The sequence below is a fragment of the Pseudarthrobacter ribosi genome (assembly GCF_055412865.1).
In genome coordinates this window covers 48,355-65,666 of the sequence record NZ_JBVAYZ010000001.1, presented here as the reverse complement: position 1 = coordinate 65,666, position 17,312 = coordinate 48,355, and the positions used below count along the sequence as shown (strand labels likewise).

The 17,312-nt window shown below is 70.3% G+C and carries 12 protein-coding genes; 4 read left to right on the top strand and 8 right to left on the bottom strand.

What is annotated here, in order from left to right; translation table 11 throughout:
• Positions 1-109 precede the first annotated feature (109 nt).
• On the bottom strand, positions 110-652 hold the full coding sequence (gene dut, locus ACZYZ5_RS00250) for a dUTP diphosphatase (RefSeq protein ID WP_463898309.1): 543 nt from the start codon (positions 650-652) through the stop codon (positions 110-112).
• Positions 653-771: 119 nt separating this feature from the next.
• Here dut and ACZYZ5_RS00245 point away from each other — a divergent pair, with 119 nt between their 5' ends.
• Positions 772-1,257 carry a DUF3093 domain-containing protein gene (locus ACZYZ5_RS00245; protein ID WP_463898307.1) on the top strand — a complete coding sequence of 162 codons (486 nt, stop codon included), beginning with the start codon at positions 772-774 and terminating at the stop codon, positions 1,255-1,257.
• On the opposite strand, the gene ACZYZ5_RS00240 is transcribed toward ACZYZ5_RS00245, so the two are convergent.
• Positions 1,254-1,553, bottom strand: a complete 300-nt coding sequence (locus ACZYZ5_RS00240) for a DUF4193 domain-containing protein (RefSeq protein ID WP_463898304.1) — start codon at positions 1,551-1,553, stop codon at positions 1,254-1,256. The genes ACZYZ5_RS00245 and ACZYZ5_RS00240 overlap by 4 nt on opposite strands.
• Positions 1,554-1,909: 356 nt before the next feature.
• Between ACZYZ5_RS00240 and sepH the strand changes: the two genes are divergently transcribed.
• Positions 1,910-3,277 (top strand): septation protein SepH, encoded by a 1,368-nt coding sequence (gene sepH / locus ACZYZ5_RS00235; RefSeq protein ID WP_463898302.1) that lies wholly within the window; start codon positions 1,910-1,912, stop codon positions 3,275-3,277.
• Positions 3,278-3,331: 54 nt separating this feature from the next.
• On the opposite strand, the gene ACZYZ5_RS00230 is transcribed toward sepH, so the two are convergent.
• From ACZYZ5_RS00230 to ACZYZ5_RS00220, 3 genes are all read right to left on the bottom strand, one after another.
• On the bottom strand, positions 3,332-4,543 hold the full coding sequence (locus ACZYZ5_RS00230; RefSeq protein ID WP_463898299.1) for an alkaline phosphatase family protein: 1,212 nt from the start codon (positions 4,541-4,543) through the stop codon (positions 3,332-3,334).
• A gap of 16 nt (positions 4,544-4,559) precedes the next feature.
• Positions 4,560-5,306 carry a DUF5998 family protein gene (locus ACZYZ5_RS00225; RefSeq protein WP_463898297.1) on the bottom strand — a complete coding sequence of 249 codons (747 nt, stop codon included), beginning with the start codon at positions 5,304-5,306 and terminating at the stop codon, positions 4,560-4,562.
• A gap of 122 nt (positions 5,307-5,428) precedes the next feature.
• Positions 5,429-8,113 (bottom strand): bifunctional acetate--CoA ligase family protein/GNAT family N-acetyltransferase, encoded by a 2,685-nt coding sequence (locus ACZYZ5_RS00220; RefSeq protein WP_463898295.1) that lies wholly within the window; start codon positions 8,111-8,113, stop codon positions 5,429-5,431.
• A 67-nt stretch (positions 8,114-8,180) separates the two neighbouring features.
• On the opposite strand from ACZYZ5_RS00220, the gene ACZYZ5_RS00215 reads away from it, so the two are divergent.
• Complete coding sequence (locus ACZYZ5_RS00215) at positions 8,181-10,700, top strand: DNA gyrase/topoisomerase IV subunit A (protein ID WP_463898293.1); 2,520 nt, start codon at positions 8,181-8,183, stop codon at positions 10,698-10,700.
• Between the two features lie 380 nt (positions 10,701-11,080).
• The gene (locus tag ACZYZ5_RS00210; RefSeq protein WP_463898291.1) at positions 11,081-11,599 is read left to right on the top strand and encodes a DinB family protein; all 519 of its coding nucleotides are present in this window, start codon (positions 11,081-11,083) and stop codon (positions 11,597-11,599) included.
• A gap of 45 nt (positions 11,600-11,644) precedes the next feature.
• Here the strand turns inward: ACZYZ5_RS00210 and ACZYZ5_RS00205 are convergent, their stop codons facing one another.
• The 3 genes from ACZYZ5_RS00205 to cydB are packed head-to-tail and all read right to left on the bottom strand — an operon-like array spanning position 11,645 to position 17,275.
• Positions 11,645-12,634: a GNAT family N-acetyltransferase gene (locus ACZYZ5_RS00205; RefSeq protein ID WP_463898289.1), complete on the bottom strand. Its 990-nt coding sequence runs from the start codon at positions 12,632-12,634 to the stop codon at positions 11,645-11,647.
• A 21-nt stretch (positions 12,635-12,655) separates the two neighbouring features.
• A complete protein-coding gene (cydD, locus tag ACZYZ5_RS00200) occupies positions 12,656-16,219 on the bottom strand; it encodes a thiol reductant ABC exporter subunit CydD (RefSeq protein WP_463898287.1) in 3,564 nt (1,187 codons plus the stop codon).
• Between the two features lie 6 nt (positions 16,220-16,225).
• Positions 16,226-17,275 (bottom strand): cytochrome d ubiquinol oxidase subunit II, encoded by a 1,050-nt coding sequence (cydB, locus tag ACZYZ5_RS00195; protein WP_463898284.1) that lies wholly within the window; start codon positions 17,273-17,275, stop codon positions 16,226-16,228.
• Between the last annotated feature and the right edge of the window lie 37 nt (positions 17,276-17,312).

The following is a 17,312-nucleotide window of genomic DNA, read 5'->3' as shown; positions in this document are numbered from 1 at the left end:
GCTGCTGTCTGACTCTGCACTCAGGCAGAAACAGCGGTCGGCTGATACGTCCTGCCAATGGGATCCTGCTCATAAGTCACTGCAATACTGCGGTCTGGCCGGCGTCGGGTCAGACCGGCGCGCCGAAGCCGCCGGTGGATCCGAAGCCTCCGCCGCCGCGAACCGAGCCGCTGAGGTCCTGCACCGGCAGGAACCTGGCGTACTCCACGCGCTGAATAACCATTTGTGCAATTCTATCGCCGCGCTTGAGTTCAATCGCGTGGTCGCGGTCAGTATTCAGCAGCGTCACCGCAATTTCTCCGCGGTAGCCGGCGTCGACGGTGCCCGGGGCGTTCACGACGGTCAGGCCGTGCTTGGTCGCGAGCCCGGACCGCGGGTGGATCAGGGCCACGAAACCGTCGGGGAGGGCAATGGCCACGCCGGTAGGCACCAGCCGGCGCTCCCCCGGTTCCAGTACTACGTCCTCGCGGGCCCGCAGGTCCGCTCCGGCGTCGCCCGGGTGCGCATACGACGGCGGCTCCAGGCCGTCGTCGAGCATCTTCAGCTGCACGGTCAGGGTGGGGGTCCCAAACCCTGCCGCTGGCTGTGCTTCCGGTCGTTCTTTCGGCCCTGCCGCTTCGGCGGCGTCCACTGCAGTCGTTTCTTCAGTCACAGTCCCTCACTCTAACGCCCGCCGGGAAGATAGGCCTAGCCGCGGCGGGCGGGCGGGGAGCCCCGCCCCGCTTCTGCCGCCAAGGTGAAATAGCCCGGGAAAAGTGGAAAGCTGGGCTTATGCCCGAATCCAGTGCAGCCGTGCCTGCCCCCAACAGCACCCCCAGCGACGCCTCCGTTATATACAGCGAGAAGCTCTGGCCGAACTTCTGGATCTGGCTGATGGCGGCGGGACTATCGGGCGCCGGGATCCTGGTGTTCGCCCCCATCAGCATCACCGCCGGGCTCACCGCCGCAGTCGTCCTGTTCACGATCCTCACCGCGCTGCTGGTCCTCTCGACCCCCGCCATCACGGTCACCGGCGCCACGCTGCGCGTAGGCCGCGCCACGATCGAACGCCGCTTCGTGGGCGCCGCGTCCGCGTTCCGGGGCCCGGAGGCGACGGCGGAACGCGGAACCCGGCTCAACGGACTCGCGTTCCTGTGCATCCGCGGCTGGATCGACCCGGTGGTCCGCATGGAAATCACCGACCCGTCGGACCGCACCCCCTACTGGCTCACGTCCACGCGGCACCCCGACAAGCTGCTCGGCGCGCTGAACTCCTAGCCCTCGCAGTCCTTGCAGTACTTGAGGCCGTCCCTTTCGCGGGCAATCTGCGAACGGTGGCGGACGAGGAAACAGGAGGCACAGGTGAATTCGTCGGCCTGGGCCGGCATGACCTGGACCAGCAGTTCCTCCCCGGACAGGTCAGCGCCGGGGAGTTCGTAGCCTTCCGCCAGGTCCGATTCGTCTTCATCGACCACTGCGGAAGGCTTTTCCGTACGCCGCGTTTTCAACGCCTCAAGGGAGTCCTCACTGAGGTCCTCCTCGGTCTTGCGCGGCGCATCGTAGTCTGTCGCCATTGTTTGTTGCTCACATTCCGCAGTCGTTCGGTTGGTTCGCCTGACCCGGAGGATCCTCGCGGGCGGTAGCCCTGGGCCCCCGGAGCGGTTCTCCGATGTCAACACCGGACACGCGGTTTTTGTGCCCGATGTCGCGTCATTTTTGCTTAAGCGCCCGGTGAAAGCCAGAGTCCTCTGGTCCGGGCCAGGGCCCCCTGGCTGCCGCATCCGGGACCCGGAGGGCGCCGGATCCGCCGAGGGGCCAAAAAAATGCGGAAATTCGCGGAAAATAACGGCGCGCCCTCCGTCCTCACCGGAATTCGCCCGCATCGGTGGCAGAGTTTCGATTGTTAGTAATGCCAGGGTGGAGGATTTGTATGCAGGATCTACGGCTTGTAGGCGTCCACGACGACGGGGAGCATCTCCTGTTGAGTGGCACCGGCGGCGAGATGTTCCAGCTGCCAATCGATGAAGCACTTCGGGTGGCAGCCAGCCGCACGTCGGCCAAGGCCGCGTCCGGCGCAGTCGCCGCGCCCATTGCCATGTCTCCGCGGGATATCCAGGCCCGGATCCGCAGCGGCTCGACAGCGGCCGAGGTGGCGGAGCTCTCCGGAATTCCGCTCGCGAAAGTCCAGCGCTACGAGGGTCCGGTGCTCGCCGAGCGTGAGCACGTCGCCCGGCAGGCCCGCAAGGTGGAGGTAGCCGCCCCCGCCCCCGGCCACGACGTGTACCGCACCGTGTTCGGTGACCAGCCGGCCTCGCTCGGCGAGATGGTGGACCACCGGCTCAGCGCGCACGGCATTGATGCCGCCACCGTGGAGTGGGACTCCTGGCGGCGCCCGGACGGGAGCTGGAACGTGGTGGCCCGCTTCGAGGCGAACCCCGGCGGCGCTGCCGGCATCGGCGAGGAACCGCCGGCCATGTGGACCTTCAGTCCTGCCCGTAAATCCCTGCAGAACGCCAACCGCTGGGCCCAGCAGCTCAGCGAGCTCGAGCCCCTCGACGGCCCCGTCCCGGCGCGCCGGCTCACCGCCGTCTCGGACCGGCCCTTCGATTTTGAAACCGACGCCGACGCTGCCGCCCGCACGGCGACCGCTCAGCTCCAGGTGGTCCAGCAGCTCCAGCTGCAGCAGGAACAGGAGTCCGACGGGCTGCTCGACATGCTGCGCTCCCGCCGCGGGCAGCGCCTCGGGGTTGACGAGGACGCCGACGACGCCCTCGCCACGCTGCTGACCAACGGTGTTCCCGCGGCCCACCCGAGGCCTTCCGAGCTCCTTGCGGAGCAGCCGGCCGAGCCCGACCCCGCGGGGTCCTCGACCGGGCAGTCAACGGGCGGCCCGGAGAAACCGGACGCAGCGGACAAGGAACCCCGGCCTGCCGCCGGCCCCTGGGAACGCCGCCGCGACGGCAGGCCCTCGATCATGTCAAGGCTCAGCCTGGCCCCCCGCCAGGAGGAGGCACCGGACGACGCCCTGAAACTGCATGACGGCGTCAGCACCGACACCCGGGAAATCACCATCTCGGCCTCACAACTGCGGCCCGCAGGCCAGCAGGGCCCCACATCCAGCCCGGGGCTGGACGAACTGCTGGGCGGCGGAACCTCGCGGCGCCAGCAGCAGCGGGAGACCCCCGCGGCCGCCCGGGAGGACCGCGATGCGGAGCAGCCCGAACGCCAGCCGGCGAAGCCGAAGCGCTCCAGCATTCCCAGCTGGGATGACATCGTCTTCGGAGCCCGCGGGGACTAGCATTCACCACGGATTCACGGCGCGGTGACGCGTCTCAGGGGCCTTCACGCGCAGTCAGGCGCGGGGGGCCCTTTTTCCGTCGGCCTGGAAACACAACAGCGGGACTTCGCGTTCGGCTTTCGTCAACGAACCGTGCTGGCCCACGACGTCAAGGGCTGTGGGCCGGACACGGCGGGTGTCATAGAAGGCCAGGGCGTCCCTGGCCGCAATCATCACGTCGCCGATCCGCGGGCCGACCTCGGCCCGGACCGCACCGAAAAGCCCCGCGGCGATGGCTTCCTCCCGGGTGAAGGCCCAGATCCGCTCGCCGAAACGCGCCCGCCAGGCCTCCAGCAGCCGTACCCGGCCGGACTCGTCTTCCGACTCCTCCAGATACAGGTGGACCATTCGCGGCTCGCCCGCGGTGTGGCGTACTCCGGCCACGAGGGCAGGATCGGCCGCGTAGTCGATCCGCTGGGATTCCGGCACGTCCAGCATACCGTGGTCCGCGGTGAGCAAAATGGTGGTGCCTGCCGGCAGGGTCGCGCTGAGCCGTTTCACCGTCGCGTCGAGTTCCTCGAGCTGGTGTTCCCACTGCGGCGACTGGCAGCCGTGGCGGTGCCCGGCCTTGTCCAGTTCGTTGACGTAGAAGTACATCAGCGACCGACCGGACCCGGCCATCGTCTCGGCGGCGGCCGCGGTCCTGGCATGCGAGGTAGTGGCCGTGACGTAGCGGCCGCCCCGGAGCGCAGCCCGGGTCATGGCCGAGTCGCTGAACTGCGGGAGGCTGACGGTGGTGACATCCACGTGCTCCGCGGCCCGCTGGAAGACGGTGCGAAACGGCTGCCACCGCTCCGGATCGACGCCGGCGTCCCAACCGCCCAGCATGTTGACCACCCGGTCCTGGTCCGGGTCCAGCACGTCGTAGCCCACCATGCCGTGCTGCCCGGCCGGGAGTCCGGTGCCGAAGCTGGCCAGGGACGCTGCCGTGGTGGACGGAAACGCCGAATCCAGGGAGACCGGCACCTGCCCCTGGCCGGACTGCATCACGGCGCGCAGGAACGGCGTGTGCGCCGACTTCTGCTTGAGCAGGTTACGGCCCAGCCCGTCTGCCAGCACGACGCAAATGCGCTTGGCCGCGGGCAGGTTCAGGCGGTTCTCGAAGCCGGGAACACCCACGCTGGCCGCGGCGCTCGTGAGCACCTCGGCGATGGAGCGTTCGCCAAAGGCCGGGGCTGCGGGCAGGCTCTGCGGGAGGGTCTGGGCGGTGGACAGCGGTTCGGGCATGCGGACCGGCGTCATCTCAGCGCTGGTGGCCGCGGCTGGCGCGGCTTCCGAAAACGCCCATCCGCGGGCGCGGCGGCAGTCCGGGGCCGGTGTGCGGCACCGGGGCGGTGGATCCGGTGTTGACGGCACGGAGGGCACGGGCGAACAACTTGGCGTCCTGGACCGCCTGCAGGCCGTCAGCTTCGGCGCTGATCCGGATCACGATGTCCTCCTGCGCGATGGTGCCGCTGTAGCCGTGGTCCGCCTCGCACTGCGGGTCGCCGCAGCTGGCCGGGCCCATGTCCAGGCGCTGGCCGCCGGACCAGGCAATGGACAGGGTCAGTTCGCGGACCGGATCCGAGGACTTGTACTCCTGGGGCTGCGCGTACACGTAGCTGAGCACCACGGAGCGGATCTGTGTCACGGGCACGGATTCCGTGGAGACCTGCGCGACGGTCTGCTCCCCCGCCTCATCAAGCTGCTGGTCGTCCACGTGCGTGATGACCAGCATGTCCTCGGTCAGGACCAGCACGGTGATGTGGCGGCGGACCTCGGCGCGGTCGAAGTGTGTCTCCAGGTGCACCAGGTGGGCCACGCAGTCGCGCCCGTCGAGGGCGTCGGCGACGACGTCGGCCACGAGCCGGGGGTAGAAACCGGCCTGCTGGAGGGCACCTTCCAGGCTTTGACCCTGCGCGCTGTGGTCATGCAGGCCGTGGTGGTTCGCGCCGCCCGGGCGTCCGGAGACGGTCGCCTGGGGCTTGGGTGTCGGAGACTGTAAGCTCATGGTCTCCATTTTCACAGATCGGCTGGGGACATGCTAACCGCTGGCGCCGCGAGGCGCCTCCGCAGCAGGGCCGCAGCCGGGCTGCAGCCGAGGCGCACGCGCCCCGCCGCTCTCCCTGTGCGTCAGCTGCGCATGGCCCGGCGGGCGCTGTCGGTGCGCTGGGCGGCGTTGGCGATGCGGACGTCGGCGGCGAGGATCGACGCCCCCTCCGGCCCGGCGAGCACGGGGTTGAAGTCGACGAGGGCAACTTCCGGATGGTTGTCCTTGAGCCGGGTCAGCCGGGCGGCCAGGTCCTCCAGGGCCCGGGCGTCCACGGCCGGCAATCCCTGGTAGCCGAAGAGCTTCCGCGAGGCGCGGGGTGCCCGGATGAAGTCGTGCAGGTCCGAGCCGGACAGCGGCGGCACCCGGTGGGCCCAGTCGTCCAGCAGGTTGACGGCGTCACCGGCCAGGCCGAAGGACACCACCGGGCCCAGCAACGGGTCCTCGATGGCGCGGAAGGTGCAGGCCTGCCCCACCGGGGCCATGGTCTGCACTTCCAGCGACGGCGAGCCGTAGCGTTCCAGCGACTTGCGCATTTCCAGCACGTTCCGCCGCAGCGACTCCGCATCCTGGATGTCCAGGCGCACCCCGCCGAGGTCCAGCCGGTGCCGCAGGGCGGGGTCGGTGGTCTTCAGCGCCACCGGCCAGCCGAGCCGGTCCGCGGCGGCGACGGCCTCATCGGCGGTGTCAAAGCCGACCGACGGGACCACCCGGATGCCGTAGCGGGCCAGCAGGCCCGCGGCCGAGTCGGGGTCGAGCCGGACCAGCTGCTCTCCGCCCACCTTGTCCAGCAGGCGCTCCAGCTCGTCGTGGGTGCCGTCCGGGTCGCAGCCTTCGGGTTCCACAAACAGGCCCTGGTCCCGGTCCAGCCACTGGGCGTAGCGGACCACGGATCCCAGCGCGGACACGGCCGCGCCGGGGTTGGAATAGCAGGGAACAACCGGCGACCCCGCCTCGTCGCCCACCATTCCTTCGACGTAGATGGACGGGTCCAGCAGGCCGCTGAACGCCGCCACCACGGGTTTGCCGGCCGCGACCGAACATTCGGCGAGCACTCCGGCGATCTTTTCGACGGTGAGGCCGTGGGCCGGCAGCAGCGCGACCACCGCGGCGTGGACGGTCTCGGCGGTGAGGACTTCCTGCAGGCTGTGCCGCAGCGCGGGCAGCGCCACGGACATCCCGGCGTCCAGGTCGACGTCGGTGACAATCCGCACCACACCGAGTCCCTGCACGGCCGCGCTGTCCGCGACGACCTTGCCGAGCGCCCGGGAGTTGCTGAACACGGCGATCCCCGGGCCCTTCGGCAGGGGCTGGCTGGAGACGATCTGGGCGACGTCCATGAGCTGTTCGATGGTCTCGACGCGGATTACCCCGGCCTGGCGCATCATCGCGTCGAGGGCCTCCGGCGGGGCCTGGGTGGTGCGGACGGCGTGGCCGGGCGGCAGCCCCATGGCGTCGGATTTCGCCACGATGACCGGTTTGGTCCGGGCCAGGCGGCGGGCCAGGCGGGAGAACTTGCGCGGGTTGCCGATCGATTCGAGGTAGAGGCCGACGGCGGTGGTGTCCGCGTCGTCCTCCCAGTACTGCATCATGTCGTTGCCGGAGACGTCGGCGCGGTTCCCGGCCGAGAGGAAGGTGGAGATCCCGACGCGGCGCCGGCTGGAGGCCGCGTAAAGGGAGACGCCGATCGCTGCCGACTGGCTGAACAGGCCCAGGCCGCCGCGGCGGCCCAGCAAGGGCGCCATCGAGGCGTTGAGGGAGACGGCAGGGTTGGTGTTCATGATGCCCAGCGAGGCCGGGCCGATCACGCGCATGCCGTTGGCACGGGCCTGCCGGACGAGTTCGCGCTGCCGGGCGAGGCCGCGTTCGCCGTCGTCCGCGTACCCGGCGGTGGCCACCACGATCCCCTTGACCCCGGCGGCGCCGCACTCCTCCACAACCTTGGGGACCTCGGCGTACGGGACGGCGATAATCGCGAGTTTCACCGGCCCGGGCACCTCCGAGAGCCGGGCGAAGGAGATCATGCCGGCGAGCTCGAAGGCTTCCGGGTTGATCGCGTAGACAGGGCCGGTGAAGCCGCCTTCGATGATGTGCTCCAGCAGCTGGTAGCCCACGGTGCCCCATTTGCGGCTGGCCCCGATGACGGCGACGGAGGACGGGGCGAGCAGTTCCTGGATGCTGCGGGCCTCGGCGCGGTGTTCCCGGGATTCCATCACGGCGCGGGACTTGTCCGTCGGGTCGATGTTGAATTCGAGGCTGACCACACCGTCGTCGAAATGGCGTTTGACGTCGTAGCCGGCGTCGGAGAACACCATGAGCATCTTGCGGTTTTCCGGGAGCACCTCGGCGCTGAATTTCCGGATCCCGTTTTCGCGGGCGGCGGCGGCGAGGTGTTCGAGCAGGATGGACCCGATGCCGCGGCCCTGGTGCGCGTCGGAGATGTTGAACGCGACTTCGGCTTCCTCGGGGTCATCGAGCCGGTCGTAGCGGCCGATGCCCATGATTTCCCCGCCGATGGTGATCACGAGCGCGACGCGGTCCTTGTAGTCCACCTCGGTGAACCGTTTGAGCTCCTTGGCGGAGAGTTTGGCCTTGAACGCGAAGAACCGCATGTAGATGGACTTCTGCGACTGCCCCACATGGAAGGTCTGCACCGCGTCGGCGTCGGACGGATGGATCGGGCGCAGGTGGGCCGTCCCGCCGTCGCGCAGCACAACATCGGCTTCCCAATATTCCGGATATACGCCGTCCACGGGCTGATCCACCATAGGCTTAGCCTAGTCATAAACTTACGCAGCTTTCGTTCTGCACCGCTCAGAAGGACCCACCAGCCTCATGGCCCGCCGCCAAACCCCGTCCCCGGCAGGGGAAGCCAGCCAGGATTTCGTAGAAAACATCGTCGATATCGACGTCACCTCCGAGATGGAAGGTTCGTTCCTCGAGTACGCCTATTCGGTGATCTACTCGCGGGCGCTTCCGGATGCCCGGGACGGCCTGAAGCCAGTGCAGCGGCGCATCCTCTACATGATGAGCGAGATGGGCCTCCGCCCGGACCGCGGCCACGTCAAGAGCGCCCGCGTGGTGGGCGAGGTCATGGGCAAGCTGCATCCGCACGGTGACACCGCGATCTACGACGCCATGGTCCGCATGGCGCAGGACTTCTCGCTGCGGCTGCCGCTCATCGACGGGCACGGCAACTTCGGCTCGCTCGACGACGGCCCGGCGGCCCCGCGGTACACCGAGGCCCGGCTCGCGGCGGCGGCCCTGACCCTGACGGACCACCTCGACGAGGACGTCGTCGACTTCGTCCCCAACTACGACAACCAGCTGACCCAGCCGGACGTGCTGCCGGCGGCGTTCCCGAACCTGCTGGTCAACGGCGCCACCGGCATCGCCGTCGGCATGGCCACGAACATGGCCCCGCACAACCTGGTCGAAGTGATCGCCGCGGCCCGGCACCTGATCGAGCACCCGGACGCCACGCTCGAGGACATCATGCGGTTCGTCCCCGGCCCGGACCTGCCCACCGGCGGCCGGATCGTGGGCCTGGACGGCATCCGCGACGCCTACGCCACCGGCCGCGGCTCCTTCAAGACCCGCGCCAAGGTCGAGGTCGAACAGCTCTCGGCCCGCCGCACCGGGCTGGTGGTCACGGAACTGCCGTACATGGTGGGGCCGGAAAAGGTGATCGAGAAGATCAAGGACGCCGTCAACGGCAAGAAGCTCGCCGGCATCAGCGACATCGTGGACCTCACGGACCGCAAGCACGGCCTGCGCCTGGTGATCGAGCTGAAGAACGGCTTCAACCCGAACGCCGTGCTGCAGCAGCTGTACCGCTACTCGCCGATGGAGGATTCCTTCGGCATCAACAACGTCACCCTCGTCGACGGGCAGCCGCAGACCCTCGGGCTGCTGCAGCTGCTGACCGTCTATGTGGAGCACCGCATCACCGTGGTGCGCCGGCGCACCGCCTTCCGCCTCGGCAAGAAGAAGGACCGCCTGCACCTGGTCGAGGGCCTCCTCATCGCGATCGTGGACATCGACGAGGTCATCCAGATCATCCGTTCCTCGGACGAGCCGGCCGCCGCCAGGACCCGGCTGATGTCCATCTACGACCTCTCCGAAATCCAGGCCAACTACATCCTGGAGCTCCGGCTCCGGCAGCTCACCAAGTACTCGCGGATCGAACTCGAGAAGGAGCAGGAGGAACTGCGCCGGGAGATCGCCGAGCTCGAAGCCATCCTCGGCTCCAGCGAGCGGCTCCGCGCCCTGGTGTCTTCCGAGCTGGCCGAGATCGCCGAGAAGTACGGAACGCCGCGCAGGACCGTGCTGCTCGAATCCGAGGCCGTCTCCCCCACTGTCGCCGCCCTGCCCGCCGCGCCCGGAGCCAAGGGCAAGGCCAATCCGCTGGCCCTGGAGATCGCGGACGATCCCTGCTGGGCGATCCTGACCGCCTCCGGCCAGATCGCGCGGACCGCCAACCAGGACAGCCTCGCCGAGTCCGGCCCGCGGACCCGGCACGACGTGTTCACCTCCGTGGTGAAAACGTCAGCCCGGGGCGAGATTGCCGCCGTCACCTCCCAGGGCCGCATGCTCCGGCTCCAGGTGATGGACATGCCCGTGCTGCCGCCGACGCAGGGCACGCCGAACATGGCCGGCGGTGTGCCGGCCAAGGACTTCATCACCCTGCTCAAGGGCGAATCGCTGGTGGCGTTCACGCCGCTGGATGAGGTGCTGGCGGTCGGGACGGCCCAGGGTGTGGTCAAGCGCGTCCAGCCCGACTACCCGCTGAACCGCGAGGACTGGGAAGTCATCGCACTCAAGGACAAGGACACCGTGGTCGGTGTCGCCCCCGCGGGTTCCGACGACGTCGACCTCGTCTTCGTGACGCGGCAGTCGCAGCTGCTGCGCTTCCCTTCCTCCGCGGTCCGTCCGCAGGGCCGGACCGCGGGCGGCATGGCCGGCATCAAACTTGCTGCCGGGGACCAGGTGATGTTCTTCGGCGCCGCCAGCCCGACCGACCCCGACGCCGTCGTGGTGACGATCGCCGGCACGGACGGGGCGCTCCCAGGCACCGCTCCCGGGGCCGCCAAGGTCACCGCCCTGAGCGAATATCCGGCCAAGGGACGCGCGACCGCCGGGGTGCGGGCGCACCGTTTCCTCAAGGGCGAGGACACCTTGCTGCTCGCGTGGGCCGGCCACGGCCCCGCAAAGGCGTCCTCCCAGGCCGGGGTGGCCCGTTCCCTGCCCGGGGAACACGGCCGCCGCGACGGGTCCGGGATCCCGCTCTCCCAGGCCATCGACGCGATCGGTCCGAGTATGTCCTGGCAGCCGGAACCCGGGGCGGAAGCCTAGGCCGCTGGGGTTTTCGTCACCCGGCCGCCGGGTCTGCGGCGTTGCCCGGGGACTCGTCACGCCCGACGCTCCCCCATTTGCCACGAGTGGCCGCTATCGATCACCCATTCACCACAATGGCCGCTATTCTGCCCGCCTTGACGGCCATTCGTGGTGAATGGCCGGGGTGGACTCACCTGCGGGCCCGGCTCGAGAGTGCACACGGTTGACTGCGCAGTGCTGTCGTTCGACGCTTCACTGCATGGTCACCGGTGATGAGGGGCCAACCTGGCCAATGCGAATGCGCGAGGCTTCGTAGCAGCAAGGTCGCCTGCCTAACCTGGTCGTGGAGTGCATCCGGCCCTCGACCGCAGCCGGGAAAATGCGCTTAGACTGCTCGCATGCCTATCATCCCGGATATCAAGGATTGGACCTGGGTCCTGCAGCGGCCCTGCCCGGAGTGCGGTTTCGATGCGTCGGCGGCGACGCCCGCGACGGTGGCGGGGATGGTGGACAGTATGCTCCCGCGCTGGCGGGTGGCCCTGCGGCGTCCGGACGCCACGGAACGCCCGGATGGGAACACCTGGTCGGTGCTCGAGTATGCCTGCCACGTCCGGGACGTCTTCACCCTGTTTGATCACCGGTTGGGCCTCATGCTCAGTGAGGACGACGCCCGGTTCGCGGACTGGGACCAGGACCTTACCGCGGTCGAGAAGGACTATGCCAACGCCGACCCGGCCAAGGTCAGCGCGGAACTCACAGCTGAGGGCGAGCAGATCGCGGCCTCCTTCGCGCGGGTCACGGAGGAGCAGTGGAACCGCAAGGGCACCCGCAGCAACGGCTCGGAGTTCACCGTGCTGACTTTCTCGCAGTACTTCCTGCACGACGTCGTTCATCACCTCCACGATGTGGATGGCTAAATTGCGGACGGTCAACGTGCGGAGGGCTGGCGGTCGGCTGCCCCGCTACAGTTCCTTGTCCCAGGCCATGCTGGTGTTGACGGCGACATAGCCCATCTTGGCGTAGAGGGCCAGGGCCCCGGTGGGGTTCTCCGAATCGACGTCGAGCGAGGCCTTGTCCATCCCGGCTGCGGCGAAGCGGCGCATCGCATCGGCCAGGAGCGCCTGGGCCACCCCGCGGCCGCGGAACTCGCGCCGCACACCCAGCAGGTCCGTGTAGCCCTCCTTGTAGCCGCGCGACCCGGCGCTGACGGCGTCATGGCTGGCGAGCTGGTAGCCGGCCACCTGGCCGGTGGACTGCTCCAGGACGACAGCGCTCAGGTCCGGCCGGGCCAGCGGATCGTTCACCACGAAGCCCCAGGCCTCCTCGTCCCGCGGCTCGCTGCCCCAGTGGTCCCGGAACGCGTCGTTGTGCGCGAGCCGCACCGGCTCGTGCAACTCCGGCCCGAAGCCCACGATTTCCAGCCCCTCGCCCAGCACCGCCTCGGGAAAACCGTCCGCCAGGGGCCGGTGCATCTCGTTGTAGTAGCGGACGATCCGGTAGCCGGCGTCCCCGAACAGGGCGGCCTGGTGCATGTGCTGCTGCTCCATATGGAGCCGCAGCCTGGGCGTGGAACCCTGCCCCGCATCCTCGGCAAAACGCTGCCGGGTCCTCGCCTCCATCCAGCCCAGCAACCCGGTGCCGATCCCGTGTCCCTGCCACGCGGGGTCGACGCAGCCGTACCCGATCGCCTTCTCGCCGTCCGGGTTTTTCGTGATCCGGCCGTAGGCCCGGGCCGCGCCCCGCACGTCGAAGCCGAGAACCGTGTTCGCGGCGGCCGGGTTCGTCCGTGATTCGAGGACCTGTTCCAGGTCAGCGCGGCGCTCATACCAGACGGGCCGTTCGACGGCGGCGGTCCGGGCTATCAGCGCCGCCCAGTCGTTCAGGTCCGCGGTGCCGGCAGTCCGCCACTCGAGGCGGGGGTCCAGGCTGGCCAGGGGGTCGCGTCCGTTCATGGCAACAGGCTAACGTCCGGCCTACCCGCGCGCCAGCAACGGCGTTGCCTCCGGGGTCGGCGCAGCAGGGGCGGCGGCCGCACGGTCAAGGTCCAGCCGGCTGTCCTCCGCGGCGATGTCGTCCGGATTGTGGGTCACCAGGACAACGGTGCGGTCCCGCAGGCCGTGCCGGAGCTCGGCCAGCATCGCCCGGCCGGACTCCGCATCCAGGTGGGCCGTGGGTTCGTCAAGCAGGATCACGTCCGCGCCGGTCAGGAGCGTCCGGGCGACGGCGAGGCGCTGGCGTTCGCCTCCGCTGAGGAAGGCTCCGCCGGGTCCGATCCGGGTGTCCAGGCCGTGCTCCAGCCGCCCGATCAGCGGTCCGAGGCCCACCGCGGTCAGGGCGTCCTGCAGCCGCGGTTCCGGCTCTCCGCCGCGCTGGCTCTCCGGCAGCCCCAGCAGCAGGTTGCCGCGGATGGTCGAGTCGAAGAGGTGCGCCTCCTGCGGGCACCAGGCGGCACGCCCGCCCAGCAGGATCTGCCCGCTCGCTGCCGGGAGGAACCCCAGGACGACGGCGAGCAGGGTGGACTTACCGGAGCCCGAGGTTCCGGTGACGGCGAGCCAGCGCCCGGGTTCCGCCGTGGCGGTGAGGCTGGTGAAGACCGGCGGCCCGCCCGGCCAGGCGGCCGCGAGGTCCCGGAGTTCGATGCCGGGCTTGCCGCCGGGCCTCCCGGCGACAGGGACCAGGCCGGCAGACGCGTCGGCGTCGCCGTCGTCTAGGACGCCCGCTGCGCCGATGCGCTCCAGCACGGCCCGCAGCGCGGGATATTGCCGGACGGCCGTCGCGATGGCCGCGTAGGGCTCCACGAGCGCGAGCTGGAGCAGCACCACGACGGCGACGGTGGAGGCCTCAACGGCTCCGCCGAGGGCCAACGGGGCGGCCAGCACGGCGCTGGCCAGGGCGGCGGTGCCGCAGGCCAGCACCGTCAGGCCCTGGCCGAGCCCCTCGGCCCACGCCGAGCGCTGGGACGCGGCGGTCGCGGAGCGGTCTGCGCGGGTGATGGCCGCGAGCACCGGCACGGAGACGCCGTTGGCGTGGAGTTCGGCGCGGGCGTCGAGGGCGGCCGCGACCTGCCGGAGGACGCCGGAGCGCAGCCGCTGCTCGGTGCCGGCGGACATCCGGTCCGCTGCCAGCGCCAGGGCGGGGGCTGCCACGAGGCTCAGCACCGCGGCGGCAATCACGGCAGGGAGCGCGGCCGGGAGCAGCAGCGCGATGCCGGTGACGGCGGCCGCCGCGACGGCCACGGCGGTGAGCGGCGGCAGGACGACCCGGGGCAGCAGCTCCCGTACCGTGTCGACGTCGTCCACCACGGTGCCCAGGACGTTGCCGCCCTGCAGCAGCCGGCGCAGCGAGAGGGCGCGCCGGCTGAGTGACTCCCAGAGCCGGCCTCGGAGCCGGGTGAGGGCCGCAAAGACGGCGTCGTGCAGCAGGAGGCGTTCCAGATAGCGCAGCGCGGCCCGGCCGATGCCGAAGAAGCGCACGCCCACGATCGCGGTGAGCAGGTACAGGATGGGCGGCTGCTCGCTGGCACGGATGATCAGCCAGCCGGACAGCCCGGCGAGGGCGACGGCGAAGAGCGCAGCCAGGGTGCCAACGGCGCCGGCCGCGGCGAATTTAACGCCTACGGGTGCGAGCAGCCGGCGGAGCCGGGTTGCCGTTGACCCGGGCGAGGTGCGTCCGGCCGTCCCCGCCTGCCGCACGCGGGGATCCTCGTTGCCGGCCGGCCCGGGTCCAGTCTGCCCGGCGGCGGCCGGCCGGGAGTCAGGCAGATTGCCGGCAGGGACCCGGGCGGTGGCCGAATCCGTAGCCGGCGCTTCGAGGGCCAGCGCTGTGACGGCGGATGCTGCGACGGCGGATGCTGTGACGGCGGATGCCTCGGGCGCGGCCCCGGGGGCCACGGCCACAAGCTCATCGGCGAGTTCCCGGGTCAGCCGGTCGTGGGCCACCAGCAGGACGGTGACCCTGCCGCGGAGCGCAGCGATGGCACGGCTCAGGGCCGTGGCGGATTCCCGGTCCAGGTGGGCAGTGGGTTCATCCAGCAGCAGCACCCGGGCTCCGGCTTCGATCCTCGCCAGACCGCGGGCCAGCGCGACGCGGCGCAGCTCCCCCGGGCTGAGTTCGGCGGGGTGCTTCGCGGCGAGGTGCTCCGCGGCGCAGGCCGCCAGGCAGCGCAGGGCCGCGGCGTGCTCCGGATCGCCGTCGGCACCGTCCGCCGCAGGTCCCGCGGCGGATCCCAGATACAGACGGATCTCGTCCAGCACGGTGGGGGCCACCATCACGGGATGCTGCGGCACCCAGGCGAGGTCCGCCGTCGTGAATCCGTCGAGCCGTCCGGTGACGGTGGTTTCCTGGCCCGAGCCGCCGCCGTTCCCGATGATGCCGGCCAGCACCCCGAGGACGGTGCTCTTGCCGGCGCCGCTGGGACCGTCGAGGGCGGTGATGCGTCCCGGGGCTGCCGTGAAGGACAGGGGCCCGACGGCGGCATCCGTCCGGCCGCCGTAGCGGACGGTCAGCCCGGCCACGCTCAGGGCAGGCGGACCGCCGGTTCCGGCGTCAGCCCCCGCAGAGGCGGCGGCGTCCGTAGCGGGCCCGGCGGGCCGGAGCGGCGCGGGCTCGGGCGCCCCGAGGACGGCGGTGGTTTCGGCGAGCGCGGCACGGCCGTCGTCGCTGGCGTGGTGGGCGGTGCCCAGTTCCCGGAGCGGGAGGTAGCAGTCGGGGGCGAGGATCAGGGCCAGCAGCCCCGCTTCCAGCGCCATGTCGCCATGGACCAGCCGCACGCCGATGAAGACCGCGACGACGGCCACGGAGAGGGTGGCGATGAGTTCCAGCGCGAGGGCGGAGAGGAAGGCGGTCCGCAGGGTTCCCATGGTCCGGTGGCGGTATTCCTCGGAGAGATCCTCGAGGGCCTTGCGCTGGGCGGTGGCCCGGCCCAGTCCCACGAGGACGGGCAGGCCCTTGGCGAGCTCCAGCATGTGGCCGGAGAGCCGTGACAGGGCCGACTGGGCTTCCCGGACGCGGTCATCGGTGTAGCGGCCGATCAGGACCATAAAGAGCGGGACCAGCGGCACGGTCAGCACGATCACGACGGCGCTGACCCAGTCGGCGTACAGGATGCGCGCCCCCAGCAGCAACGGGATCGCGGCGCAGTTCACCAGGGCGGGCAGGAATTGGGTGTAGTAGCTGTCCAGGGCGTCCAGTCCCCGGGTCGCCAGGATCGCGAGGCCGCCGTCGGAGGGGCCGGCGGACCGGGTGCCGTTGCGCAAAGCACGCTCGAGCAGCTGCGAGCGCAGCTCCTCCTTCGCGCCCAGCGCCGCACGGCGCGACGCGACAGCCTGCGCCCAGACCGTCAGGGAGCGCAGCACCACTCCCGCAACCCCCCAGTACAGCTGACCGCCCCAGCCCGGGTCGCCGGCCATCAGCCCCGCCAGCATGGACGCGACCGCCTGCGCGATCAGCACGAGGGACAGGGCTTTCAGGGCCGCAAGGAGGCCCAGCAGGTAGAGGGCGGCGCGGTTGGCGGGGCCCGGCGGGAACTGCGGTCTCATCAGTTGCTAGTCCTTGGGTGCCAGGGCTTTGGCGGCGATGGCGGGGAGGAAGCTGTGGGCCTCGGGGATGTGTGCGTCACTGACCCGGCGCCGGAACACCCAGTAGGTCCACGCCTGGTAGGCGAGCACCAGCGGCAGCCCGATGCAGGCGACGATGCTCATCAGCCCCAGCGTGTAGTCCGAGGAGGAGGCGTTGGAGACCGTCAGGTTGAAGGCCGGGTTCAGCGTGGACGGCAGCACCACCGGGAACGCGGCGCCGAAGATCGAGGCGCTGCCCAGGAGCAGGAAGGCGCCCAGGGACAGGAACGCCCGGCCTTCGGCACCGGCGCGGGCGAAGTTCCACGCCAGGACCGCGGCGACGACGGCGGCGACGACCGCCAGCACGGTCCACACCTCGCCGCTGAGCAGCTGCAGGCTGATCGCCCAGCCCGCGATCGGCAGCAGCAGTACGGGCAGGAGCCGGACGAACCACCGGCGGGCGCGGTGCCGGATGTCGCCGTCGGTCTTCAGGGCCAGGAAGGCCAGGCCGTGCAGCAGCGAGAAACCAACGACGGCGAGGCCGCCCAACACCGCATAGGCGCTGAACCACGCGAACGGACCGCCTTCGCGGTCGCCGTTGGCGTTGAGCGGGAGTCCGGTGGTGGTCAGCCCCAGCGCTGCGCCGATGCCAAAGGCCGCCACGAGGGAGCCGAGGGAGATGGCCCAGTCCCAGCGGGCACGCCACCGGGGGTTGTCGACCTTGCCGCGGTATTCGAACGCCACGGCGCGGAAGATGAGGGCGACGAGGACCAGCAGCAGGGGCAGGTAGAGCGCGGAGAACAGCGAGGCGTACCAGAGCGGGAAGGCCGCGAAGGTGGCGCCTCCCGCGGTCAGGAGCCAGACCTCGTTGCCGTCCCAGACCGGGCCGATGGTGTTGAGCAGCACGCGGCGTTCGGTGTTGTTCCGGGCGAAGGCCTTCATCAGCATCCCGACGCCGAGGTCAAAGCCCTCAAGGAAGAGATAGCCCGTCCATAGCACCGCGATGGCGATGAACCAGATGGTGGGAAGGAGATCCATGCTGCGTATCCTCTGCGTTTCTTTGGGGAGCGAAGGC

Coding starts and splice junctions, on each gene's coding strand:
- ACZYZ5_RS00245 (WP_463898307.1), top strand. CDS start 772: ATGCCCGAATCCAGTGCAGCCGTGCCTGCCCCCAACAGCACCCCCAGC.
- ACZYZ5_RS00240 (WP_463898304.1), bottom strand. CDS start 1,553: ATGGCGACAGACTACGATGCGCCGCGCAAGACCGAGGAGGACCTCAGT.
- sepH (WP_463898302.1), top strand. CDS start 1,910: ATGCAGGATCTACGGCTTGTAGGCGTCCACGACGACGGGGAGCATCTC.
- ACZYZ5_RS00230 (WP_463898299.1), bottom strand. CDS start 4,543: ATGCCCGAACCGCTGTCCACCGCCCAGACCCTCCCGCAGAGCCTGCCC.
- ACZYZ5_RS00225 (WP_463898297.1), bottom strand. CDS start 5,306: ATGAGCTTACAGTCTCCGACACCCAAGCCCCAGGCGACCGTCTCCGGA.
- ACZYZ5_RS00220 (WP_463898295.1), bottom strand. CDS start 8,113: ATGGTGGATCAGCCCGTGGACGGCGTATATCCGGAATATTGGGAAGCC.
- ACZYZ5_RS00215 (WP_463898293.1), top strand. CDS start 8,181: ATGGCCCGCCGCCAAACCCCGTCCCCGGCAGGGGAAGCCAGCCAGGAT.
- ACZYZ5_RS00210 (WP_463898291.1), top strand. CDS start 11,081: ATGCCTATCATCCCGGATATCAAGGATTGGACCTGGGTCCTGCAGCGG.
- ACZYZ5_RS00205 (WP_463898289.1), bottom strand. CDS start 12,634: ATGAACGGACGCGACCCCCTGGCCAGCCTGGACCCCCGCCTCGAGTGG.
- cydD (WP_463898287.1), bottom strand. CDS start 16,219: ATGAGACCGCAGTTCCCGCCGGGCCCCGCCAACCGCGCCGCCCTCTAC.
- cydB (WP_463898284.1), bottom strand. CDS start 17,275: ATGGATCTCCTTCCCACCATCTGGTTCATCGCCATCGCGGTGCTATGG.